Genomic DNA, 22,607 nt, shown 5'->3' with positions numbered 1-22,607 from the left:
CTCCACCTCCCACCCCGCCACCTTCCCGGAGACGTAGCCTCCCGGCGTGCCCGTGAGCCGCGCCTCCACCTCCGGCGTCAGCCTGGGGGGCGCATGCGCGCAGCCGCCGCCCAGCGCCGCCAGCAGTCCTCCCGCCAACAGCGCCGCCGCCCTCCGGCCCGGCTTCATGAACCCGAGCCTCCCCGGGCCGCCGCCGCCTTCTCCTTCTCCACGTTGATTTCGGTGATGCCCTTGCTGTCGATGGACAGCAGGAACAGCTGCTTCACCGCCTCGCGCTTCTCGTTGAAGGAGGTGCGGCCGGTGGCACCGTCGAAGTCCTTCAGGTTGGCCAGCGCGTCACGCATCTCGCCGCGGGTGCGCGGCGCGCCCTGCTTCGCGTCGATGAGCTGGCGCAGCATGCGCGCCGAGTCGTAGCCGATGGCCTCCAAGAGGCCCGGGTCCCTGCCCGTCTCCTGCTTGTACTCCTCGCGGTACTGCTGCACGAAGCGGCGCGTGGCCGGGCGCTGCGAGTCCACGAAGAAGCCGTCCACGTACACCGAGCAGGTGACGAACTTGCCGCCGCGCTCCACCAGCTCCGGCAGGCCCGAGCGCCCCTTCGGGCTGCTCCACTGGTTGGCGCCGAAGAGCGTCACCGTCTTCAGCTCCTTCTTGCCCGTCGTCTTGCGGATGCGCTCCAAATCGCGCGGGTCGCACGCGTTGGTGACGATGTCCTCCACCGCCAGCGCGGGGGCCACGAGGCTGACGCGGCGCCAGTCGTCCGGCATGAAGATGGCGTCGAAGTCGACGATGGGCTCCACGCCGGCCTTCACCTTCTCCAGCGCCTTGCGGCGGCGGTAGGCGTCCAGGTTCTCCCCCTGGATGTCGCGCACGCCGCCCACGTAGTCGCCGCGGTCCTCCAGGTAGTAGCGGCCCACCAGCTTCTTGGCCTCGTTGGTGAAGGTCGTCTGGTCGTGCGAGTAGCGCTCCGCGCCGCGGATGGCGCCGCCGCGCGAGGTGACCTCGTCCCAGAAGGTGTCCGCCAGCTCCACGCCGTAGGGGATGTTCGGGTACAGCAGCGCGAAGCGCTTGTAGCCCTTCACGTTCATCGCGTAGTCGGCGATGGCCGTCGCCTGCGCGGAGTTGGTGAGCATGTTGCGGAAGACGTACGGACCCATGTCCGTGATGCCTTCCTGGCGGCTCATGGTCAGCAGGGGAATCTGGAGCTCCTCGGCCACCAGCGCCGCGCGCTTGGAGTCGTCCGCCAGCAGGGGCCCCAGCACGGCGATGGCGCCCTCGTCGAAGGCGAGCTGCTCCATGGCCTGGCCCGTCTTGTTGACGTCGCCCTGCGTGTCCTTCACCACCAGCTCGATGTTGCTGCCCTCCAGCCCCAGCTGGATGCCGCGCAGCACCGCCTCGCCAATGGGCTGGTAGCGGCCCGTCATGGGCAGCAGCACGCCCACCGTGCGCGGCTTCGCCTCCACCCGGCGCGTGGCGCGGGCCAGCAGCTCGCGGGCCTGCGGCGCGAAGGCGTGGTTGGGGGCCTGGGCGAGGAAGCGGTTCAGCGTCTCCTCCAGCCGCGTCCAGTCACGCAGGTGGTAGTAGACGCGCGCCAGCTTGAAGGTGATGACGGGCCAGGCGGGGTTGGACGGGGACAGCCCCTCCGCCACGCGGGCGATGTCCACGAAGTCCGCGCGGCCCTCCACCAGCGACTCCACGCGGGCCACCGCGGCGGCCTGGGCCTCGGGGCCCTGGGCGCGGCCGGCCTCCTCCACCGCCAGCGTCAGCGCCTGACCGTACAGGCCGGCACCCTCCGCGGCGCGGGCGGCCTCGGCCTGCAGCTGCGCCTTCTCGGCGCCCTCGGCGCGGTCGGCGAGGCTGGACAGCGTCTGGTACGCGTCGCGGTAGGCGCCCACCTCCATGGCGGCGACGGCCAGCTTGTGCTTGGCGTCATCCGCGCGGGGGTGCAGCGGGTTCTCGAAGAGCAGCTCGTTGAAGGACTTGCGCGCGTTGACGAAGTCCTTCGACTCGAAGAAGAGGACGCCGGCCTGGTAGAGCGCGTCCTGGCCCGCGGTGGTGGCGGGGTACGCCTTGCGCACCGCGAGGAAGGCCTCGGCGGCCTTCTTCTTGTCCGGCTCGGCCCGGGCCGTCTGCACCGTCTGGGCGAGCGCGGCGTCCGCGGCCGCGTCCTTCTTCGCCTCCACGGAGGGGCGCTTGGGGAACGGGTCTCCCGTGGGGACGTCTTCGCCGGTGTCTCCTCCGGCGGGAGGACGGGTGGACCGGTTGGGGCAGGCCGTCAACGACAGGGCCAGCGCGACGGCGAGCGAGCGGCGCAGGATGGGAAGGACGTCCATGGCAGGGCGGTGCATAGCAGTGGGGTGCGCCTCCGTCGACAACGGAGCGGGGTGAAGATTCCACCGGGAAACCCCTCCCCCGTGCACTGCCCGTACCCGTGCCCGCCCGGCGTGCGGGCGTTGGCTGCTTCACGCCCGCGCGGCCAGGGAGCCACGAGGCGTGGCCCCCGGCCCACAGGGCGTTCTCAGCCGAACAGCTCCTTCACCTTGGCGAAGAAGCTCTTGGACTGCGGGTGCGACTCCTCGCCGGCGGCCTCGGCGAACTTCTCCAGCAGCTCGCGCTGCTTGGAGGTGAGCTCGGTGGGCGTCTCCACCACCACGCGCACGTGCTGGTCTCCGCGCTGCTGGCTGTGCAGGTGGGGGATGCCCTTGCCCTTGAGGCGGAACACCTTGCCGGACTGGGTGCCGGAGGGGATGGTCATCTTCACCTTCCCGTCCAGCGTGGGGACGTCGATTTTCGCGCCCAGGGCCGCCTGGGTGAAGGAGATGGGCACCTCGCAGAAGACCTCGTACTCCTCGCGCTGGAAGAGCGGGTGCTCCTTGACGATGACGGTGACGTAGAGGTCTCCCGGCGGGCCGCCGCGGTCTCCGGGCTCGCCCATGCCGCCCAGGCGCACGCGGGTGCCGTTGTCCACGCCGCCGGGGATGGCCACCTCGATGACCTCTTCCGAGGGCACCTTGCCGCTGCCCTTGCAGCGCTGGCAGGGGTCCGGCACCACCGCGCCGGTGCCGCCGCAGTCACCGCAGGGGCGGGACACGGCGAAGAAGCCCTGCGTGTAGCGCACCTCGCCGGCGCCGCCGCACGTGGAGCACGGCCGGGGGCTCGCGCCGCTCTTGCTGCCGGAGCCGGTGCACGTCTCGCACTTCTTCGGGCGCGGAATCGTCACCTTGGGCCGGCAGCCGAAGGCCGCCTCCTCGAAGGTGATTTCGAGGTTGTAGCGCAGGTCCGCGCCACGCGAGCTCGTGCGGCGTCCACCCCGGGCTCCCCCGAAGATGTCGCCGAAAATCTCGCCGAAGATGTCGTTGATGTTGACGCCCTGGAAGCCGCCGCCCCCGGCGCCGCCGAACCCCTCGAAGGGGTTGCCCGCGTGGCCGAAGCGGTCGTACTTCGCCCGCCGCTCCGGGTCGCTCAGCACTTCGTAGGCTTCCGAGGCCTCCTTGAACTTGTCCTCGGCGTCCTTGTTCCCCGGATTGCGGTCCGGGTGGTACTGGAGCGCCACCTTGCGAAACGCGCTCTTGAGCTCCTGCGCGGAGACGTTCTTCTGGACGCCCAGGACCTCGTAATAGTCGCGCTTCTGCTGACCGCCTGCCGCTGGCATTCGTTACAACCCCTGGAAATTGCTGGTCTTTTCGCTGACGCGTGGAACTCTAGGCCACTATAACGCAGCGAAACGCACCAGCAATCCAGGGGGTGTGGATCAGACGGTCCACACGCGGTTGGCCGTCAGCTCCATGCGGGCCAGCCGACGCTTGAGCCCCGGGTCGACCGGTCCATTGGCGGCCCACTTCGGGACGACGAAGTGCAGCTCCGCGTTGTACAGCTTCGCGGCGCTGGCCAGCAGGCTCCAGCGGTTCTCCGCCAGGGGGTCGTCCACCATGTGGGGTGTGACGATTTCCAGGATGATGGGCGTGCGCGCGGAGTCGGACTGGCGGCAGGTGAAGTCGGGCCGGTGGTCTTCAATGGTGCCCGACAGGATGGGCGGTGGCATGAAGCCGGGGAGGCGGGCCTTGATGTCCGTGTACCCGATGGTCCGGAAGTACTCGGCCATGAGCCACAGCAGCCGCCGGCGCTCCTCGTCCTCCACCACCGGCTCGCAGCCCGGATTGAACAGGGCCTCTTTTTCGTTATTGGTTTCCATGGCTCCCATGAAGCTGTCCGCAGGGATGGAGGGGAGCAACGGAACTGGCCTGCTCGCCTTCGGTGGCCGGTGGCAGGGCAGGCGGCAGGGCATGAAGAAGCAACCGCCACTGGCCTTGGACGTCGCGGCGACTCGGTGACAGAGTCCGCCGCCGAACAGTGGCTCCCCGACCTTCTCCTCACGTCTACCGCCGACTCCTCGGCTACCTGCGCCCGTACCGCCCGCTGCTCGTGGCGGGCGTGAGCGCGTCCCTCGTCGCCGCGGCGGCCACGTCCGCGTACGCGTGGGTCGTCGGCCCGCTCCTGCGCGCCGTGCTCACCGGCGACCCCATCACCGTGGCCGGGGTATCGCTGCCAGGGGATGCGCTCCTCGAGCGGCTGCCCCTGCTGGTGGTGCTGGTGGCGCTGGTGAAGGCCACGGCCCAGTTCCTCCAGGGCGGGCTGATGCAGCGGCTGGGCCAACGCGTGATGGCGGACCTGCGCGGCTTCCTCTATGGCCGGCTGCTCGGCCAACCGCCCGCGTTCTTCGAGCGCCGTCACTCGGGAGAGCTGCTCACGCGCTTCACCTCGGAGGTTCCGATGGTGGAGTTCGCGGTGACCCAGGCGCTGACATCGTACATCAAGGATGGGCTGCAGATTGTCGCGCTGCTGGTCACCTGCTTCCTCATCGATGCAAAGCTTTTCCTCTTCACGTTCATCGTGGTGCCCGTCACCGTCCTGCCAATCAACCGCTTCGCCCGTTCTCTGAAGAAGGTGGCCGCGCGCTCGCAGCAGCGGCTGGGGGCGCTGACGGCGCTCACGGCCGAGCAGCTGCAGAACCTGCCGGTGGTGCAGGCCTTCGGTGGACAGGCGCGGGCGGCCGAGGCGTTCGACGTGGAGGCGGAGCGCTACCTGGCGGAGATGCGCCGCTCGCTCTTCCTGCGCGGCGCGGTGAGCCCCACGGTGGAACTGCTGGGCATCGCGGGCGTGGCCATGGCGGTGGCGTGGGGCGCGCGCGCGGTGGCGGCGGACCCGGCGCTGGCCGGGCGGCTCCTGTCCTTCATGGCGGCGGCGCTGCTCCTGTACCAACCCGTGAAGTCGCTGAGCGGCACGCTGTCGCAGGTGATGACGGGGCTGGTGGCGGCGGAGCGGCTGTTCGCGCTCGCGGACGAGCCGGCGCCGCCGGACGTGGGCGAGCCGGCCGGCCCGCTGTCGAAGGCGCTGGTGCTGGAGGGCGTGCGCGCCACGTACTCCGACGGGCGCGAGGCCTTGCGCGGGGTGGACCTGGTGGTGCCCGCGGGCGCGCGCGTGGCGCTGGTGGGGCCGTCCGGCGCGGGGAAGACGACCCTGTTCTCCGTGCTGCTGGGCTTTCTGCCCGCGTCCGGCGGGCGCGTGCTGTGGGACGGCGCGCCGCTGTCGGGGCTGAAGCCGTCGAGTGTGCGCGGCCAGGTGGCGTGGGTGCCCCAGGAGCCCGTCCTCTTCTCCGGGACGGTGCGCCACAACCTGCGGCTGGGGAAGCCCGAGGCCACGGACGAGGAGCTGTGGGAGGCCTTGCGGCTGGCGCACGCGGAGGACTTCGTGCGCTCGCTGCCGGGCGGGCTGGATGAGCCCGTGGGCGAGCGCGGCGGCCGGCTGTCGGGTGGACAACGTCAGCGGCTGGTGCTGGCGCGAGCCTTCCTGTGCCGGCCGTCGGTGCTGCTCCTGGACGAACCCACGAGCGCGCTGGACGCGGCGAGCGAGGCGGCGGTGGGCGCGGGGCTGACGGCGCTGATGAAGGGGCGCACGGTGCTCGTCATCGCCCACCGGCTGTCCACCGTGCGCGACGCGGACGTCATCGCCGTGGTGGAGGGCGGCCGGGTGGTGGAGGCCGGCACGCACGCGGAGCTGCTCGCGCGGCGCGGGCGGTACACGCAGCTGCTGGGCGAGGGCGCCGTCGCCGCGTGAGCACGGCGGGAAACCCGGCCTTGCCTCCCCGCCGCCGCTCTGACAGCGTCGGGGCCGTCCCATGCGTTACCGGGAGCCCCTGTCCCTCAACGCCCTGCTGCTCGTGCCCGCGCTGGTGCTCGCGGGCGTGGCGTGCGTGGCGGTGTCGGCCCGTCAGGTGACGCTGGCCGCCACGGCCACCGTCACGCTGCTGCTCGTCCCCATCGTCTTCCGCCTGTGGACGCGCACCTGGTACCGCGGCCTCGTGCTGCGGGGGCTGGGCGTATTCCTCATGGGCATGCACGTGCCCCTCCTGCTGGGCGGCGCGCTCGCCTATGGCCGCATCGGCTGCGCCGAGGGTGGGTGTCCCCGGCTCTACCTGCTGGGTGTGCTCGTGTCGCCCGTGGTGGGTGCCCTCTCCAGCGTCATCTACTGGCTGGTCGGTCGTCCCCCAGTCTGAATTCACAGACTTACCTGGAGAGACTACTCTCTCTGGAAATGCTCGTTCCTCTCCGGCTCCGTCTCGCGCCCGGGCTTTCCGTGGCGGCGGCCGTGCCCATCACGGTGTTGCTGTGGTGCTTCACACTCGCACCACTGATGCGCGGCTCGGTCGAGCTGGCGCGGACGGTGGAGGCCGCGGGGCCCTTCGCCGCGGTGGTGGCGCTGGCGCTGCTGGTGGAGCTGCCGCTGTTGTCGCTGGCGCTGGCGAGCACGGGCATGGAGCGGCGGGTGCCGCTGGCCGTCATGCTGAGCATGGCGACGCTGCCGTGGATGCTGGGCCTCTTGGGCACGGACGTGCTCGCGGAGCGGGCGATGGCGGCGCTGCCGTCGGGGGACGCGGTGGAGGCGGGGCTGGCGCGGGCCGTCAGCACGGGCCACTCCATGGCGCCGCGGCTGTTGGGCGCGTGGACCAGCGTGGCGCTGCTGCTGGGGCTTTCGCTGGGGCTGGCGCTGGCCCGGTTCGACCCGGGCTGTCTCCGGGCGGTGGGCGGGCCCCACCGCTCGCGCGGCCTGCTGCTGGCGAGCGGCGTGTGCGCGTCGCTGGCGTCGGTGGCGCTGGTGGGGGTGCTGGAGGCCCGGCACCTGTTCGAGCTGCTGACGGGGCTGGCCCGCGCGCCGGAGTCGCAGCGGCTGGAGCTGATGGCGGCGGGGCTGGAGGTGACGGAGCGCCTGCGCATGCTGCGCTGGGGCTGCACCGGCGTGCTGGCGGTGCTGGGCTTCACCCTCCTGGCGTGGCGGCCCGCGGGGAACCGGTACTCCCCGCTGGGGTGGTCCGCCCGGCTGGTGCCCGCCGCCGCGGTGACGGTGCTGCTGGTGCTGGACGCGCACCCGGTGCGCGCCATCGAGCGGCCGCCCGTGGCCATCCCGGCGGGCCGGGGGGCGCTGCCGCGTCAGCCCAGCAGGATGAGCACCAGCATGCCCAGGCCCACCAGCACCCCGAGCGCGAGCACGGCGAGCATCACCAGTCCCTCGGACTTGCGCACCACCGGCGGCGGCACCTCGTCCGGCAGCGGCTTGCCGAACGCGAGCTGAACCGGGGCCGGGGCCGGGGCCTCCGCGGGCGGCACCGCCGGCAGCGTGGGCTCCGACGGGCGCTGCGCGCCGTGAAAGAGCGTGACGCCCTCGGCCATCTCCAGCCCCTCGCGCGCCAGCGCCAGCACGCGCTGCATGTGGAGGATGTAACGGTCCTGGCCCGTGTACGTGCCCATGGCCATGGCCGCGCGGAGCAGCCGCTGCGGGACGAGCTGCGGGTCCGCCTTCACCACCACGGCGGGAGCCGCCCTGTTGCCACCTCCGGAGCGCTCCAGGCTGCCGGTGCGCACCCCCTGGCCGCTGGCCCAGATGTAGTGGTCCTCCAGGAGCGTCAGCTCCTGCCGCTGCACGCGCCCGTCCGAGTCCACCAGCGACAGCAGCTCCGCGCCGTCCGGACACAGGTGCCACACGGTGCGCAGCCCGTTCTCCCCGGGCGGGCCCTCCACCGCGTGCACCCGATAGAGCGCCTGCACCGCCGTCTTCAACGTCTCCACGGAGCTGTCTGCCATGTGAGGGCGGAGACTAGGAGCGACGGGCCGGAAACGGAAGACGGGCCGGCCCTCGGCTGCCCGGCTCCACACGCTCCTCCGGCGCCGGACGCCTTCCTAGCTTGAATGTCGGGGCTGGAGCGCGTGCGGCAGCGGACACCTCGTCCGGGCCGGGGCTCCCCCCGGGAGCACACCCATGGCCATCATCATTCCCGACAAGCCCATCGAAGCGCCCTTCACCCTGCCCGCCAACCGCCGGGAGGTGACGGGAGAGGACACGGACGCCTTCGTGCGGGGCCACGTGAGCTGGGACGGCTACGGCACGCACGGCGGCGGCCACGTGCCCGAGGACTACGAGTGGCCCTCCAACCCCAAGGAACACCAGGACGAGCTGATGGGCGAGTGGCCCCGGGAGCACTGAAGCCGCGTGCGCCCGCTCGCCCGCCGGGATAAGCGTTCACCCATGAGCCGCTCACGTGACAGAGGTGCCGACTTCCAGCGCCAGTTCGAGGGTGCCGAGACGCTCGACGGGCTGCTGGACCTGGCGGGCAGCGCGCTGGACAGCGCCGGGGTGCTCGCCCGCATGCAGGCCGCCCAGGCCGAGGGCACGCCCTACAGCGCCCTCATCCCCACCCTCTTCGAGGACGAGCCGCGCTTTCCCTCGCCCGACATCGCCCGGCGGCTGTACCAGAACCTGCTGGGCCTCTGGGATTTGGTGGAGGAGGGCAAGTCGGTGCGGCTGGACGACGGCCCCCGGCCACCCCGGCCGAAGAAGGTGAAGCCCACGCCGCCCACGCCCTTCCACCCGAATGAGCCCACGGCCGAATTCGTGGAGGCCGCGTGGCGTTATCTGGAAGACGACGAGAAGGCGCGCACGCGCCTCACGCATTCCTTCGAGAACCGCCAGGACGCGCTCCTGGGCGCGCTTGACGCGGCGGGGCTCACGGACGAAGGATACGGCGTCGCCCGCCACCTGCTCTTCGAGCTCTTCGCCATGCTGGAGCTGGGGTGGCCGCCGGGACTCACCCCCGTGAATCCGGCGGCGCTGGAGGCGGACACGGACGCTCCACCGGTGCCCCAACCGCTGCGGGACTACGCGGACGAGGCGCTCTTCGAGGCGGAGCAGGACGAGGAGCAGCCCCTGTCCTCCGGGGAACTGGAGGCGGTGCGGCGTCTCGTCCGTCGCGGACTCGCGGCGCTCTGGAGCGCGCGCAAGGGGAGATGACGGATGGCCAAGGACAAGGACGACAACGGCGGCGGCGGCTTCTCCGGGAAGCGCAACAAGTCGTGGCGCGAAATCGACGCGCAGCGCGGCAAGGGCAGCAAGTACCACTCCCGCCAGGATGACCCGGCGCAGCAGCGGCTGGAGCGCAGCGCGAGCTACCAGAAGTACAAGGCCGCCGCGGACGCCCTTTTCACCGGCGGCGAGCTGCCCGAGGGGCTGGCGAAGACGTTCGACCCCGAGGGCAAGCGCAAGGCCCAGAAGCAGGCCATGCAGAAGGTGACGGAGTCCGAGACGCGCGCCGACTGGGTGAAGGCCGTGGTGGACTACCTGGAGAAGTACCCGGAGATGCCCGAGGACGCGTACTTCCTCGACAGCCTGCTGGACCACCCGCGCGAGCGCATCGTCGACAAGGCGCTGGCGAAGCTGGAGGTGCTGGCCGAGGAGGGCAAGCTCAAGGCGAAGGTGCCGCAGAGCCTGGACCAGCGCCTGAAGTCCGTGGAGCTGACCAGCATGGACCCCGACATGCAGGGCCGCGCCAAGGCGCTGCGCGAGAAGCTGCGCGCCTAGAGGCCGCCTCGGGGTTTGACGGCGGGCGGCGGCACCGCTGGGGCGGTCCGCCCCGTGCGGTACACGAGCACCACCGCGCGCAGCCCGCCTTCTCCCGGCTCGTGCACCACGCGCAGTTCCTCGCCAGCGCGCGTGTAGAAGCCCGACTCCTCCTCCGCGCGGCGCCAGCCGTGTCCCGCCAGCGCGCGGGCATAGAAGGCGTCCACGTCCGCGCCGGAGAGGGGCACGTGGAAGGCGAGCGTCCGCGCGCCCTCCCCTCCCACGCGCAGCACCTGACGCGCGCCGGGGGGCAGGGGCGCGAAGTCTCCGTCGGCGATGGGCTCGCGGCGCAGCGAGTGGTTGGCCTCACCGAGGTACAGCGTGGTGGTGCCGTCCTCCAAGGGCTGCATGACGGCCGTGTACGTCACGCGGCGGCGCGCATCCACGGCGGTCAGCATGATGGCGCCGCTGGCGAACTGGGGCTGCTCCCTGCCCGGGGGCACATAGAGCCCACCGTCGCGGAACGCGTCCGCGAAGCGCTGAATCAACTCGGGCAGGCGCTCCTTCACGTGCACCGCGCGCAGGGCGACCGGGACGCCATTGGCGTCGACGATTTCGCTCGCCTCCACGTGCGCGAGGACGTTCAGCCGGGGCCACGCGAAGCGCGAAGGCGTGGCGTCCTCACCGGGGGAGGGCGCCGCGTTCGCCACCGAAGCGACCGAAGCCGCGTGACGTGACGCCGGGCGCTCCACCGGCGCGCCCTTCGCGGTGGCCTGGGAGCCCGCGGTGTTCGCTGCCCCGGGCGCCGCGCCGAGCAGGAGCACCGCCGACACCGCGAGCACGACACGCCTCACTGGGGCACTCCGAGGAAGTGGTTCTCCCGGTAGGCGTTGTAGCGCGGGCCGTTGGGCGCGACGAAGGGCGTCACCTCCCAGCGCGACTGACCGCCCGCGTGCGTGGGGCCGATGTTCTCCTCGTAGTCGTCCTCCGCGCCCCGGAAGCTCATGAAGAACTGGTCCTCGTTGACGGAGTCCGCCCCCACGACGTTCGCGAGCTCGGACCCGGCGCTCCAGGGGCCCCTGTTGGCGCGGTAGACGCGCTCGGCCCACAGGTAGTAGTCCCGGTTGGCGCAGGGCGCGCCATTGTCGATGCTGAGCGGGCAGGCCCGCCCCTCCTGCACACCCGCCAGCCCCCAGTCATCCAGCAGCAGCCCGAAGCGGCCGGGGCACCTGTCCCCCGACGCACGCCCGGCGGCGCAGACGGTGAAGGCCGCCGCCGCGCGCTGGTGCGCATGCCGGAACCGGCCCTCCAGGAACCCGCCGATGCGCGCGCCCCTCAGCCGTGACGACGCCGTGCACGCCATGCCCTGCGTGCCCACGTTCATCGCCGCGTCCAGGTCTGGCCCCGCCGCCGCCGGGGACAGCCCCGGCACCTGCCCGGGAAGCTCCGCGTCGCACCGCACCTGGATGGGCTGCGCCCTCGCGATGGCCTGCTGGATGGGCATGCCGGTGTCGCCCATCCGCTCGCGCCCGTCGAAGTCCCTGTAGCGCGTGGTGGCCTCCTGCTCCGTGTCCGCCACCGCCCCGCGCCGGCCCCACTGGCCCTCCGCTGGGTCATGCAGCACGCGTCCGGTGGCATCCCAGAGGGCGAAGTTGGCGGCCTCCTGCACCTTCAACGACAGCGCCCCCACCTCCGCGAAGTAGATGCCGAACACCAGGATGGTGACGAACACCATGAGCCCCAGCGCCGTCTCCACCAGCGACTGTCCCCGTGCCGCGCGCGAGCGCATCAGTCGTTCCCCCGGATGGGCCCGCCACCCCGGAAGCCCTCCTGCCTCAACCTTCGCAGCACGGCCGCATGGTCCGTGAAGCCCGCGCGTGACAGGCTCTCCATGGGCCTGTCGTCGACGGAGCCCTCCACGCTCACCAGCGTCGCGCGCCAGAAGGGGTTGAGGAAGTTGGGAGGCTCGCGCCAGCCGCCGCCCGCCGCCGCGGGCCGGGGCCGGTGGTAGTAGGCGATGCCCGCCGCGATGGCCACCTGGTTGCGCCACACGTCCTCACGTCCCGTGGGGCGCACGCGGCCCAGCGGGCTCGCGTTGTCGAACTCCGTGTGCTGCGCCTCGTTGAAGTACCGGAAGCGGAAGAAGAGGTTCCACGGGTCCGGGTTGTTGCGCCGCTGGGCGCTGGCGTAGTCCCGGTGCAGCAGCGTGTACAGCTTGGGCTGGCCGTAGTGGTTGGCCGCCCCCCGGTCCACCTCCGCCACGTTGTAGGCGATGGAGAAGGGCCAGATGCCGGGGCACGTCACGCACTCGCCCAGCGTGTGCGACTCGTGGACGGGCTCACCATTCTCCGCGGCCTGGCCCGGCGGCAGGCGCGCGCCGTACACGTGCTGGTCCTCGTGCGTCTGCCGCTCGTCGGACATCACCCACGCATCGCTCGCCAACGCGGGCACCGGAGGTTGCGAGCGGCACTGCGTGGGCACCACGGACCGACCATGGTCATGTCCCCACGAGTTGCGTCCGGAGACCGTCATGTACGTGGACGAGTCCATCGCCGCCGCGCTGTTGTAGTGCTGGAAGCCGGGGTTGTTGGCGGCGACGCCGGAGCCGAAGCCCGCGCTGCCTCCCGGCCGGTTGTGCACCCACGTCCAGCCCAGGCTGCCCATGGTGGCGTTGAGGCTGGCGCGCCCCGCGCCCCCGACGGGACACACCGCGCCGGAGCCCACGCCGCATGCCACCCCGCCGCCGCGCATCGCGTCCATCAGCGCGCCGTGCTCCGGCACCTCGTTGCTGCCGTTCAGCTCGGAGAAGGCCTTGGCGGCGCCCTCCGGCGTGGCCTGCAGCTCCGGGTTGGCGGCCTGGGCGATGCGCAGCGCGAGGTTCTGCCCCGCCACGTGGTCGGTCAGCAGCCGCGCGTAGATTTGGAGCCCGGCCCGGTACAGCGAGCCCGCCTTCCCCTGCAGTTGCTGCACCTGCTGGCCCGCGGCCATGTCCGCGTCGTGCCACTCCTGGGGCTGGATGTCGCCCGGGCACACCACGCGGTGCGCCGCGTACACCTGGCTGCTGTGGCTGATGAGCGCCTGGGTGCCGGCCATGGCCACCATGTGCGCCACCTGCGCGCGGTTCATCACCGCGATGCCGTTGAAGGTGCGCGCCGTGGCCACCGCCTGGCTGTAGGCCGCGGCGTCCGCCGCCATCTGGATTTCCACGCGCTCCTTGGCGCGCACGCCGAAACCCAGTGTCATCAGCACCATCAGCGTCAACAGCAACAGCGTCATCGCGAAGAGGACCAGCGCCTGTCCCCGCCGCGCGCGCGTCCTCAGCCGTGGGGATTGCATGCGGGACCTCCCTGGAAGTGCTCGGAGCGCACGGGCGTCATCATCCGCATCGCCGCGCTGACCTGGATGGGGAACACGTAGTGGCCCCGCTCGCTCCACCGCAACATGCGCTGGCCCAGGTCACCACCCGGCCACCCGTCCCGCCCCAGCGTCTCGCTCGTCTCGCCCCACCACGCCGCGCGCCGCTGCACCGGCATCAGCGGGTTGGCGGCCGTGTAGCGCTGGAGCGCGAAGTGGGCCAGGAACATGCGGCTCATCACCCAGTTCGCGAAGGGCACGCGCATGTAGTACCAGGCCACCATGCGGATCTCCAACGTGCGGGCCCGCAGCGCGCCCGCGTCGTCCGTGGGCTGGTCGAAGAGCACGTCCTCGCCGCCGTCCAGCCCCGCCGCCCACTCCGCGTCCGGCGACTCGCGCACGATTTCGATGATGGGCTCGTTGAACTCCTCGCGGGTGAGGGTGCTGCGCACGTGGAAGTGGTTGTGACGCCGCGGCGAGAAGGCCTCCACCAGCGCCTCGGCGCTGTCCGTGCGCGTCACCGTGGGCAGCATCGTCACCAGCGCCGAGTGCATCATCGGCAGGCACTGCCCGTGGTTCAGGCTGCCCGCGCGCACCGCCCGGTACGCCGCCACCTGGGCCAGGATGCGCGCCTGCAACATCATGAAGAGCTGCAGGGTGCCCAGCACCAGGAACACCACCAGGGGCAACGTCAACGCCGCCTCCACGGCGGCCTGTCCCGACTGACTTCCCCTACCTGGGCTGCCCCGGTGCGCCATGACGCCTCCGAATTCCCTGTTTCTGATTGATTGGGGAATCGGTCAAGTGGCCCAGCCCCGCGCGCTCACAGCGCCACTGTCGCAGGCGCAACCGGGCTGTCCGGACCCAGGGGCATGGCGGCCCCCGGTATCCACTGGCGGACGCTTGACGCGTCCGCGAAGGCGTCAGCGGTTGATGACGAAGCCACAGGCGGAGTCGAGCACCACTTTCGCACCCGCCAGGGCCTTCAGCAACCGCTCGTAGTGGGAGCGCTCGGCGTCGAGCTGCGCCTGCACCGCCTCGGAGGACAGGCCCTGGTGGGCGAGCGACAGACGCAGGCGCTCGGCTGCCGCGTCCCGCTCGGCTTCAATGGCCTTGCGCGCCCGGGTGGCCAGCTTCGTCAGCTCCGCCTCGGCGGCCTTCTGGCCCACGGGCACGGCCGCGTCCACGAAGGGGCCGAAGCCCGGGAAGGCGCGCGAAATCTCGTCGCCCTTGAGCGCCTTGCCCTCGGCCTCCAGCGCGGGCAGCACGGTGGTGTCCGCCTTGGGGCCGCTGTCGCCCGCCACCACCGCCACGTGCACGAGCGTGCGCTCCAGGAAGCGCGCCAGCTGGCGGCTGGGCACGCGCGCGCCCGGCGAGGTGTCCTCCGGCTCCGGCAGCTGCACGTGGTAGAGCAGCTCCACCCCGCGCGCCTTCAGCGGCCCGCGCTTCTCGATGAAGCGGAACGCGCTGCGCCCGTAGGGGCCGTCGCGCAGGAAGCCGAAGAGGGCCTCCACCAGCGAGTGGCCGGTGGCGAAGTACTCCAGTTCCTCCGCCTCCACCGCCGTGTCGCGCCAGAAGGTGCCCAGCACCGTCCGGTCCTCCATCACGTCGATGCCCGGCAGCCCGTCCACCTTCAGCGCGTGGCCGAACTGGAAGGCCACCTGGAAGGCCTCCACCTGCTCGTCCGTGTCCACGCCGATGCCCACCCGGCGCGCCAGCTCGGTGACGCTCTCCTCCAGGCGCTCGTCGAGGTCTCTCGCCACGCCCCACAGGCCGTCCTCGACGCTCGGCGCCTCGCCGTCCTCCTCGTCCTCGTCGGCCTCGATGCCCATGCGCTCCTGGGCGCGCTTCACCAGCCGCTCCACCGCGGGCTTGTCGAAGCTGCGCACGTCCAGCAGCGGGTCATACGCGCGCTTCACCTGCGCGCGCGCCGCCTCCACCTTGGCCTTCAGCTCCTGGGCGTACGCCACCCGCGCGTCGCGCGGCAGCAGCGCCAGCTCCGCCAGACGGACCTCCACGTCCTCCAGCACCGCGTCCAGGCCGCCCACCGTCTCGCCGAAGACGCCGACGGCATCCGCCAGCAGCATCAGCACGTCCGACGCCAGCGTGCCCGCCGGGTCGAAGACGTGAATCTCCACCGGGTGCGTCTGGCCGATGCGGTCCAGGCGGCCGATGCGCTGCTCCACCGTGGCCGGGCTCCAGGGCAAATCGTAGTGCACCAGGTGGTGCGCGAACTGGAAGTTGCGGCCCTCGCCGCCCACCTCCGTGCACAAGAGCACCTGGGGCCCCTCCGGGTCCCTGAAGCGCGCCACCTGCCGGTCGCGCTCCACCAGCGGCAGGTCGCCGTGGTAGCCCAGCGCCTCCACGCCCTCGCGGCCCAGCTCCGCCTGGAGCATGTCCAGCGTGTCGCGGCTCTCCGTGAAGACGAGCACCTTCGCCGCGGGCTCGCCCTTCCAGATGCCGCGCAGCACGCCGAGGAAGGCGCTGAACTTCGCGTCGCGCGCGGGCAGCTTCAGCGCGTCCGCCTTGCCCTTCAGCACCGGGTTGGCCTTCACCGCGCCCGCGAAGGCGGCGGGGCTGGACTCCAGCCGGCGCAGCACGTTGCCCAGCGGCGCGCCGCGCAGGGTGCCGGCCGCCAGCGCCGCCAGCGCCGCGTCGCGCACCTTCAATTCCTCCGCCGGCAGCTCCACCGGGTGCCGGTGCAGCCGGCGCGTGGAGAAGCCGCCCACCACCGCGCGGCGGTTGCGCACCAGCCGGTCGGAAAGGCTGTACGTCTCCGCGAGGTGCTGCAGGAGCGCGTCCCGGTCCTTCAGCGACGCCAGCTTCGCGTCCTCGGGGAAGCGCTTCGCCAGCGCCTGCACGGCGGCGGCCGGCTTGCCGCCCTCCATCAGCGCGCGCACCGCGGAGGACAGCTCCTCCTGGCGCTTGAGCCGCTCCTCGAAGCCCGCCACCGTGGGCGCCGTCGCCGCGTCGATGAGAGTGAGCAGCCCGTGGTACTCCGCCGGGTCCAGCTGCATGGGCGTGGCCGTCAGGAGCAGCAGGCCCCACGAGTTGCCCGCCAGCACCTTCGCCGCCTCGAAGGCCTTCTCGCCCTTGAGGTGGTGCGCCTCGTCCACGATGACGAGGTCCCAGAAGGCGTCCTCGGCGGCCAATTCGCGCCGGTGTTCCGCGCTGCGCGACAGGAGCTCCAGGCTCGTCACCACCAGCGGGAAGCGCGCCCACGGGGAGACGCCCGGCGCCTCCTTCAGGGACTGCTCGTACCGGTCCGAGTCCATCAGCGTGAAGAGCTGGTTGAACTTGTGGAACAGCTCCACCAGCCACTGCACGGTGAGGTGGCTGGGCGCCACGACGAGGCACCGGCGCGCCAGCCCCGACAGGCGCAGCGCGCTGAACACCATGCCCGCCTCAATCGTCTTGCCGAGGCCCACCTCGTCCGCCAGCACGAAGCGCGGCCGGCGCGCGGACAGCACGCGCTGCACCACGCCCACCTGGTGCGGCTTCACCATGATGCGGCTGGCCAGGAGCGCGCCCAGCGCGTCGCAGCGGCGCTCGTCGTCCAGCACCAGCGCCTGCTTGCGCAGCGTGAAGGCCTTCGCGTCGCCCACGCGACCCTCGCGCAGCGTGGACAGCAGGTCCGAACGCGGCGGCAGCGCGCGCACCTCGGACTCGGGCAGCTCGTCCTCCTCGCCGGTGTCCGCGTAGCGCAGCACGTAGCGGCGCAGGCCACGCGCGCCCGGCTCCTCGCGCACGACGAGGGCCAGCCGCCCCTTGTACGTCAGCACCGGCTCGCCCGGGGGCAGCGGGTACTGCACCAGCGCCCCACCCTTGGTGGACACCAGCACCGGCGCATCCTCGCGGGCCGGGAAGGAGACGAGCGCCTTGGCGCCCTCCTCCTGAAAAGACATCAGGTGTCCCACACCCCATTCGGGCTGCGGGAGGTAGCGGACCTTCGAACCTTCGACGAGGGACATGGGCAGCTGGGAAGCAAGGCCCCCGAAAATGGGGGGTACGCCTCATAACCCCGCGCAATCTCGTTGGCCATTCCGTGTACGCCTTCTGGCTCCCTCCAGGGCGACCAGGGTGGGTCTTTCGCGCCCCGTGGGAAATCACGACTCGCCTGGGGTCACTCCGCCCCGTCCACTGGGGCGATGTTTTCAATGCTTCACATCTGGAATGCTGGCTTCGCCTGCTGCACGCGTCTTCCGGTGCAGCTGGGGGGGAGTGCCACATGATGCGCCGTTGGACGTTCGCCCAGCGAGTGGGCGCGGGTCTGTCCGCCTGCCTGCTGTCCGGTTTGCTGCTCTTGGGGACGCTGCTGTCCGCGCTCCACGCGCAGTTGCTCACCGACGACGCCGCGGCGCGGGGCACGCTGCCGCAGGCCCTGCTCGCGGGGCTGCTGGGGCTGGCCGGCGTGGGCGCGCTGGGCTTCGTGCTGCACCGCGCGCTGGCCCCCCTGCACGCCCGGCACGAGCACAGTGAGCAGCAGTTGCAACAGCTCATGGATGGCGTCACGGACTACGCGCTGTGCTTCCTGGACCGCTTCGGCCGCGTCACCGCGTGGAGCGCCGGGGCCGCGCGCCTGTCGGGCTGGACGGAGGAGGAGGTGCTCGGCCGCGACGCGGACCGGCTCTACCCGGAGGACGAGCTGGCCGCGGGCGTGCCGCGGGCGCACCGGGAGCGCGCCGCGCGCGAGGGGCGCCTGTTGTCGGAAGGGTGGCGCCGCCGCCGCGACGGCTCGCGCTTCTGGGCGGAGACGCTGCTCACCGCGCTGCATGACGGGCGCGGCCGGCTGCAGGGCTTCGCCGAGGTGACGCGGGACATCACCGAGCGCCGCCGCATGGAGCGCGCCCAGGCCCTCTTCGCCGAGGCCGGCCGCGTCCTCCAGCCGCTGTCCGGCGCGCGCGAGGTGGGCGAGGCCCTCACGCGCCTGTGCGTGCCGGAGTTCGCCGACGCCTGCATCCTCTTCACCCCCGCCGAGGACGGCACCGTGCCGCCCCAGGCCGTGGCGTGCGCGCAGCCGGAGACCGCCCGCCGCCTGTGGGAGCCGCTGCTGCGCTGCCCCGAGGACGGCGGGGTGGGCCCCGCCAGCGTGGCGCGCACCGGCCGCAGCGAGCTGCTGCCCGAGCTGGACGCGGCGCGCCCCCAGCCTGCGCTGGAGGGCACCGCGTACGGCGAGCTGCTGGCCACGCTGGGCGTGACGTCCGCCCTCACCGTGCCCCTGGCCGTGGGCGGCCGCGTGCTGGGCGCGCTGTGCCTCCTGTCCACCGGCCCCCACCGCCGCTTCGGCGAGGTGGACCGTGCCTTCATGGAGGAGCTGGCCGCGCGCGCCGCGCTCGCGCTGGACAACGCGCGCCTGCTGGCCCAGGCGCAGGACGCGCTCGAGCTCATCGGCGTGGCCGCTCATGACCTGGGCAACCCGCTCAGCTCGCTGCAGCTGAAGCTGTGGCGGCTGCGCAAGCTGGAGGGCGCCCGCGAGCCGCGCATGCGCGACGGGCTGGCCGGCGCCGAGGCCGAGACGCAGCGGCTGGGCAAGCTGGTGCACAACCTCCTGGACCTGTCCCGCCTGTCCGCCGGCCGCATGGTGCTGGACACGGGAGCCGTGGACCTGGCGGAGCTGGCGCGCGAGGTGGCCGACCGCCACGTCGAGCAGGCCGCCGCCGCCGGCTGCGCCCTCACCCTGCGCGTGGAGGATGGCGCCACCGGCCAGTGGGACCGCGAGCGCCTGGACCGCGTCGTCACCAACCTCGTCGGCAACGCCCTCAAGTTCGGCCGCGGCCGCCCCGTCGAGGTGCGCGTCCACGCGGATGCCCACCACGCCCGCCTCACCGTGAAGGACTCGGGCATCGGCATCTCCCCCGAGGCCCAGCAGCGCCTGTTCCGCCGCTTCCAGCGCGTGCACTCCGGCGTCCACCAGGTCCCCGGCACCGGCCTCGGCCTCTACATCGTCCGCCAGCTCGTCGAGGCCCACGGCGGCACCATCCACGTCCACAGCCGCGCCGGAGAGGGCTCGGAATTCACGGTTGAGCTGCCCCGAGTTCCCTGCGCCCCCGCCTGCCTGCCCGCTGAAGCCGCGGCATAACCCTGAAGGAGGAATGCACCCCGGGTGGGGTTTCTATCTACCTGATAACACTGCGGGTTCGAACCTGGGTGAACTTTTCGCCCCAGAGTTGAGTAAGTCTGTCCATTGCAGATAATCTTCGTACGGCTAAAAAGGCTCGAACCGGGGAAACCCGGTAACGGGAGAGTCCCGGCCCGCCTCACCCCCCGGTGAAGGGCTACAGGGGCCACTGGCCAGGGCGCCAATGGCGGCGTCCTCTTCCGAACGTACGAGGAGAGTCACGATGGGCGCTCTTGGAGCCTCCCCGGCGGGCCGCGACGAGTCTGTCTCGCGCAAGGTCCCCTCCCTGGCCCTGGGCCGTGCAGCCGTGCTGTCGTCGCTTCTGGGCGGCCTGCTGCTCGGCTGCGGTGGTGAGGAGGTCGCGGACACGCCCGTGGACGTGCAGGCCCAGGAGCTGGAGGCGTCGTCCGAGGACTTCGGTGCGCCGTCCAACCGCCCGGTGGGGTTGGCGCTGGAGGTGGAGAACGGCGTGGGGCGCCCCCTGCGCGTGCGCGCGGGCGGCACCTTCTACGTGAATCAGATCGACATCCGCGCGGTGGTGAAGGCCACCACCGACGAGGGCCTGAAGACGCTGCGCACGAACAGCGACTTCGCCGGCCTGGGCTGGTTCGGCGTGCGTCAGGCGGACCAGGAGTCCATCGGCGCGCCGGGCCCGTACACCCGCCGCCGCTTCTACCGCGACGCGGCGTGGATGGACGTGACCAGCTTCTTCACCGTGGAGCCGGTGGACGCGTACGGCCGCCTCACCGGCTTGCCCGTCATCGTGAACGCCGGCGGCGAGTACCAGCGCCGCACCGAGCGCGACGACTTCTTCATCCGCCGCTTCCGCGCCATCCAGACGGCCACCGGCTGCGCCACCGCCACCGACTGCTCGGCCTCCACCAACTACGAGGAGGAGGCCCTCGTCGAGCTGCGCAACGCGTATGACCACGCGAAGGCGCAGAAGCTCACCTTCCGTTCCAGCACCCGCGCCCTGCGCCTGCGCTGGAGCCTGCGCCCGGCCGCTCCCTACGTCATCCCCGTGGAACAGGTGCAGAACCCCGAGTACGCCTATGGCTTCGGCATGGACATCACCCCCGTCACGCCGCCCCGGCCGGACGGCACCTATGCCCCAGGGTCCGAAATCACCTTCCAGCTCACCCTGAAGGACGGGGCGGGCAAGCGGCTGCACCCGGAGGGCAGCCTGCCGACATACAATGAGGTGGCGCCCGACGGGAACGAGGCCGGCATCAACTACTATCGGGCCTTCTTCGATGCGACGACGACGTACTACCGCCGCAAGCACCGGGAGCGGATGCTGATGACGCAGATCATCGGACCTGCGCAGGACATCCAGCCCATCCGCTCCATCGTCTCGATGGACGCCTTCCTCGACCCGGCCGTGGACGAGCAGGTCGTCGCCACCCCGGAGCGCGACGGCGTCTTCTCGCAGTTCGCCACCCTGCCCTTCGCCAACGTCCTCTTCCGCGGCGCCTTCTTCCCCACCGAGGGCCTGTGGGACCGGCCCAACTCGGACAAGTGGCAGTACACGATTCCCGCCAACGCCGAGCCCGGCACCTATCTCGTGACGGTGAAGGGCCGCCGCACCTACCTCGGCGAGGACATCCCCGGCTCGCGCACCATCGAAATCCAGGTGGGCACGACGCAGCGCACCCAGGCGCCGATGACCACCGGCCCCTGCAACAGCTGCCACAGCCAGGGCGGTGAGCTGTCCCAGGTGCTGCACGCCAACGACAACCGCGCCGCCTGCGCCGGGTGCCACGCCCCGCTCGCCTTCGAGCTGGAGGGCCCCATCTTCGTGCGCACCCACTTCATCCACTCGCGCTCGAACCGGTTCGACGCGCCCCTGGAGAAGTGCTCCTCGTGCCACCTGACGAAGGAGAGCATCCAGCGCACCAGCCAGGCCGCCTGCCTGTCCTGCCACAAGAGCTACCCGGACAGCCACGTGGCGAAGTTCGGTCCCATCGAGAGCATGTACGTCGGCGGCGGCGAGGAGTCGTTCCAGCAGTGCACCGGCGCCTGCCATACTCAGCACCCGGGCAGCGGCCTCTAGCCGCCCGCCCGTTCAAACCCAGGAGGTCCTTCATGGCTCAAGTGAAGATGCAGACGGCGCGCACCACGCTGAAGGAGCCGGATGCCGCCGCGGAGGACCTCCTCAGCCAGCTGGGTGGCGGCGCCGCGCCGAAGCTGGTGACGATGTTCGCCTCGCGCGAGCGCGATCAGCTCGCGCTCAACCGAGCCATCCGCGCCCGGCTGCCGCCCACCACGCGCCTCGTCGGCGCCACCACCGCGGGCGAGCTGGACAACACCGGCATCCACGAGGGCAGCGTGGTGCTGGGCGCGCTGTACGGTGACCTCGAGGTGGGCCTGGGCCTGGGCAGCGGCCTGTCCGTGGACGCCATCGGCGCCGGCGCCGCCGCCATCAAGCGCGCCTGCGAGAATCTCGGCGTGCGCCAGCAGGACCTGGACCCGCGCCGGTACGTCGGCCTCGTCATCGACGACGGCTTCCGTTACAAGAAGGAAGAGCTGCTGCTCGGCATCCTGGAGAAGAGCCAGACGCTGGTGCTCGTCGGCGGTGGCGCCAGCGACCACAACCGCGACCCGGCCCGCCAGTCCGCCCTCATCCACGTGGACGGCGAGGTGGCCAGCGACGCCGTCCTCGTGGCCCTCTTCCGCACCAACGCCCCCTGGGCCGCCCTGCGCTCGCACTGGTACGTGCCCACCGGCGAGAAGCTCACGATTACGAAGGTGGACGAGAGCCACACCCGCGCGCTCGAAATCGACGGCCAGCCGGCCGCGAAGCGCTACGCGGAAATCCTCGGCGTGGAGGACGTCAACCAGCTGGAGTTCGGCACGCCCCACGGCTTCGCCGTGCGCCCCACCGCCCTGCGCGTGGGCCGCGAGTACTTCATCCGCGCCGCGTGGAAGCCCCAGGACGACGGCTCCATCCTCTTCGCCAACCTCCTGGAGGAGGGCACCGAGCTGGAGCTCATGAAGCTGGGCGACATGGCCGGCATGACGCGCAGCTTCTTCACCGAGGAGCTGCCCCGTCGGGTGCAGAACCCCCAGGCCGCCCTCCTGTTCCACTGCGGTGGGCGCATGTGGTACGCCAGCGCCACCAACACGGTGGCCCAGCTGGCGGAGACCCTGAAGGCCGCACCCACCGCCGCTGGGATGAACGTGCATTTTGAAATCTACTCGGGGTTCCACATCAACACCACGCTGACCACGCTGGTGTTCGGGGCGAACTGAA

17 protein-coding genes are annotated in these 22,607 nt (G+C 71.8%); 8 read left to right on the top strand and 9 right to left on the bottom strand.

Annotation, left to right across the window (positions count from 1 at the left end):
- Window positions 1-164: 164 nt before the first annotated feature.
- From HG543_RS15535 to HG543_RS15525, 3 genes are all read right to left on the bottom strand, one after another.
- Window positions 165-2,330, bottom strand: a complete 2,166-nt coding sequence (locus tag HG543_RS15535) for a penicillin-binding protein activator (RefSeq protein WP_246357049.1) — start codon at window positions 2,328-2,330, stop codon at window positions 165-167.
- Between the two features lie 185 nt (window positions 2,331-2,515).
- Entirely contained in the window at window positions 2,516-3,649 is a 1,134-nt protein-coding gene (gene dnaJ / locus HG543_RS15530; protein WP_169345544.1) for a molecular chaperone DnaJ, read from the bottom strand.
- Between the two features lie 99 nt (window positions 3,650-3,748).
- Entirely contained in the window at window positions 3,749-4,189 is a 441-nt protein-coding gene (locus HG543_RS15525; RefSeq protein WP_169345543.1) for a hypothetical protein, read from the bottom strand.
- 158 nt (window positions 4,190-4,347) lie between these two features.
- Between HG543_RS15525 and HG543_RS15520 the strand changes: the two genes are divergently transcribed.
- Entirely contained in the window at window positions 4,348-6,111 is a 1,764-nt protein-coding gene (locus HG543_RS15520) for an ABC transporter transmembrane domain-containing protein (RefSeq protein WP_169345542.1), read from the top strand.
- 61 nt (window positions 6,112-6,172) lie between these two features.
- Complete coding sequence (locus HG543_RS15515; protein WP_169345541.1) at window positions 6,173-6,550, top strand: hypothetical protein; 378 nt, start codon at window positions 6,173-6,175, stop codon at window positions 6,548-6,550.
- Between the two features lie 931 nt (window positions 6,551-7,481).
- Here the strand turns inward: HG543_RS15515 and HG543_RS56800 are convergent.
- A complete protein-coding gene (locus HG543_RS56800; protein ID WP_169345540.1) occupies window positions 7,482-8,132 on the bottom strand; it encodes a hypothetical protein in 651 nt (216 codons plus the stop codon).
- A gap of 175 nt (window positions 8,133-8,307) precedes the next feature.
- On the opposite strand from HG543_RS56800, the gene HG543_RS15505 reads away from it, so the two are divergent.
- The 3 genes from HG543_RS15505 to HG543_RS15495 are packed head-to-tail and all read left to right on the top strand — an operon-like array spanning window position 8,308 to window position 9,903.
- Complete coding sequence (locus HG543_RS15505) at window positions 8,308-8,532, top strand: hypothetical protein (protein ID WP_169345539.1); 225 nt, start codon at window positions 8,308-8,310, stop codon at window positions 8,530-8,532.
- A 42-nt stretch (window positions 8,533-8,574) separates the two neighbouring features.
- Complete coding sequence (locus HG543_RS15500) at window positions 8,575-9,336, top strand: hypothetical protein (protein ID WP_169345538.1); 762 nt, start codon at window positions 8,575-8,577, stop codon at window positions 9,334-9,336.
- Window positions 9,337-9,339: 3 nt separating this feature from the next.
- Window positions 9,340-9,903: a hypothetical protein gene (locus HG543_RS15495; RefSeq protein WP_169345537.1), complete on the top strand. Its 564-nt coding sequence runs from the start codon at window positions 9,340-9,342 to the stop codon at window positions 9,901-9,903.
- On the opposite strand, the gene HG543_RS15490 is transcribed toward HG543_RS15495, so the two are convergent.
- From HG543_RS15490 to HG543_RS15470, 5 genes are all read right to left on the bottom strand, one after another.
- The gene (locus HG543_RS15490) at window positions 9,900-10,736 is read right to left on the bottom strand and encodes a hypothetical protein (protein WP_169345536.1); all 837 of its coding nucleotides are present in this window, start codon (window positions 10,734-10,736) and stop codon (window positions 9,900-9,902) included. The genes HG543_RS15495 and HG543_RS15490 overlap by 4 nt on opposite strands.
- On the bottom strand, window positions 10,733-11,671 hold the full coding sequence (locus tag HG543_RS15485) for a hypothetical protein (RefSeq protein ID WP_169345535.1): 939 nt from the start codon (window positions 11,669-11,671) through the stop codon (window positions 10,733-10,735). The genes HG543_RS15490 and HG543_RS15485 overlap by 4 nt, the downstream gene beginning before the upstream one ends.
- Window positions 11,671-13,218 (bottom strand): pilus assembly protein, encoded by a 1,548-nt coding sequence (locus HG543_RS15480; protein WP_169345534.1) that lies wholly within the window; start codon window positions 13,216-13,218, stop codon window positions 11,671-11,673. The genes HG543_RS15485 and HG543_RS15480 overlap by 1 nt, the downstream gene beginning before the upstream one ends.
- Window positions 13,200-13,994 carry a TadE/TadG family type IV pilus assembly protein gene (locus tag HG543_RS15475; RefSeq protein ID WP_169345533.1) on the bottom strand — a complete coding sequence of 265 codons (795 nt, stop codon included), beginning with the start codon at window positions 13,992-13,994 and terminating at the stop codon, window positions 13,200-13,202. The genes HG543_RS15480 and HG543_RS15475 overlap by 19 nt, the downstream gene beginning before the upstream one ends.
- Before the next feature lie 165 nt (window positions 13,995-14,159).
- On the bottom strand, window positions 14,160-17,207 hold the full coding sequence (locus HG543_RS15470) for a helicase-related protein (protein WP_169345532.1): 3,048 nt from the start codon (window positions 17,205-17,207) through the stop codon (window positions 14,160-14,162).
- 257 nt (window positions 17,208-17,464) lie between these two features.
- Here HG543_RS15470 and HG543_RS15465 point away from each other — a divergent pair, with 257 nt between their 5' ends.
- The 3 genes from HG543_RS15465 (at window position 17,465) to HG543_RS15455 (ending at window position 22,606) form a co-directional block, all read left to right on the top strand.
- On the top strand, window positions 17,465-19,315 hold the full coding sequence (locus HG543_RS15465; protein ID WP_169345531.1) for a sensor histidine kinase: 1,851 nt from the start codon (window positions 17,465-17,467) through the stop codon (window positions 19,313-19,315).
- 223 nt (window positions 19,316-19,538) lie between these two features.
- Window positions 19,539-21,407, top strand: a complete 1,869-nt coding sequence (locus HG543_RS15460; RefSeq protein ID WP_169345530.1) for a cytochrome c3 family protein — start codon at window positions 19,539-19,541, stop codon at window positions 21,405-21,407.
- Between the two features lie 32 nt (window positions 21,408-21,439).
- Window positions 21,440-22,606: an FIST signal transduction protein gene (locus HG543_RS15455; protein WP_169345529.1), complete on the top strand. Its 1,167-nt coding sequence runs from the start codon at window positions 21,440-21,442 to the stop codon at window positions 22,604-22,606.
- Window position 22,607: the final 1 nt, after the last annotated feature.

The organism is Pyxidicoccus fallax (assembly GCF_012933655.1).
In the GTDB taxonomy this organism is placed as follows: domain Bacteria; phylum Myxococcota; class Myxococcia; order Myxococcales; family Myxococcaceae; genus Myxococcus; species Myxococcus fallax.
Note: the sequence above shows the minus strand (reverse complement) of the source record. Positions and strands in the feature narration are given on the sequence as shown.

Coding starts and splice junctions, on each gene's coding strand:
- HG543_RS15535 (WP_246357049.1), bottom strand. CDS start 2,330: ATGGACGTCCTTCCCATCCTGCGCCGCTCGCTCGCCGTCGCGCTGGCC.
- dnaJ (WP_169345544.1), bottom strand. CDS start 3,649: ATGCCAGCGGCAGGCGGTCAGCAGAAGCGCGACTATTACGAGGTCCTG.
- HG543_RS15525 (WP_169345543.1), bottom strand. CDS start 4,189: ATGGAAACCAATAACGAAAAAGAGGCCCTGTTCAATCCGGGCTGCGAG.
- HG543_RS15515 (WP_169345541.1), top strand. CDS start 6,173: ATGCGTTACCGGGAGCCCCTGTCCCTCAACGCCCTGCTGCTCGTGCCC.
- HG543_RS56800 (WP_169345540.1), bottom strand. CDS start 8,132: ATGGCAGACAGCTCCGTGGAGACGTTGAAGACGGCGGTGCAGGCGCTC.
- HG543_RS15505 (WP_169345539.1), top strand. CDS start 8,308: ATGGCCATCATCATTCCCGACAAGCCCATCGAAGCGCCCTTCACCCTG.
- HG543_RS15500 (WP_169345538.1), top strand. CDS start 8,575: ATGAGCCGCTCACGTGACAGAGGTGCCGACTTCCAGCGCCAGTTCGAG.
- HG543_RS15495 (WP_169345537.1), top strand. CDS start 9,340: ATGGCCAAGGACAAGGACGACAACGGCGGCGGCGGCTTCTCCGGGAAG.
- HG543_RS15485 (WP_169345535.1), bottom strand. CDS start 11,671: ATGCGCTCGCGCGCGGCACGGGGACAGTCGCTGGTGGAGACGGCGCTG.
- HG543_RS15480 (WP_169345534.1), bottom strand. CDS start 13,218: ATGCAATCCCCACGGCTGAGGACGCGCGCGCGGCGGGGACAGGCGCTG.
- HG543_RS15475 (WP_169345533.1), bottom strand. CDS start 13,994: ATGGCGCACCGGGGCAGCCCAGGTAGGGGAAGTCAGTCGGGACAGGCC.
- HG543_RS15470 (WP_169345532.1), bottom strand. CDS start 17,207: ATGTCCCTCGTCGAAGGTTCGAAGGTCCGCTACCTCCCGCAGCCCGAA.
- HG543_RS15465 (WP_169345531.1), top strand. CDS start 17,465: ATGATGCGCCGTTGGACGTTCGCCCAGCGAGTGGGCGCGGGTCTGTCC.
- HG543_RS15460 (WP_169345530.1), top strand. CDS start 19,539: ATGGCGGCGTCCTCTTCCGAACGTACGAGGAGAGTCACGATGGGCGCT.
- HG543_RS15455 (WP_169345529.1), top strand. CDS start 21,440: ATGGCTCAAGTGAAGATGCAGACGGCGCGCACCACGCTGAAGGAGCCG.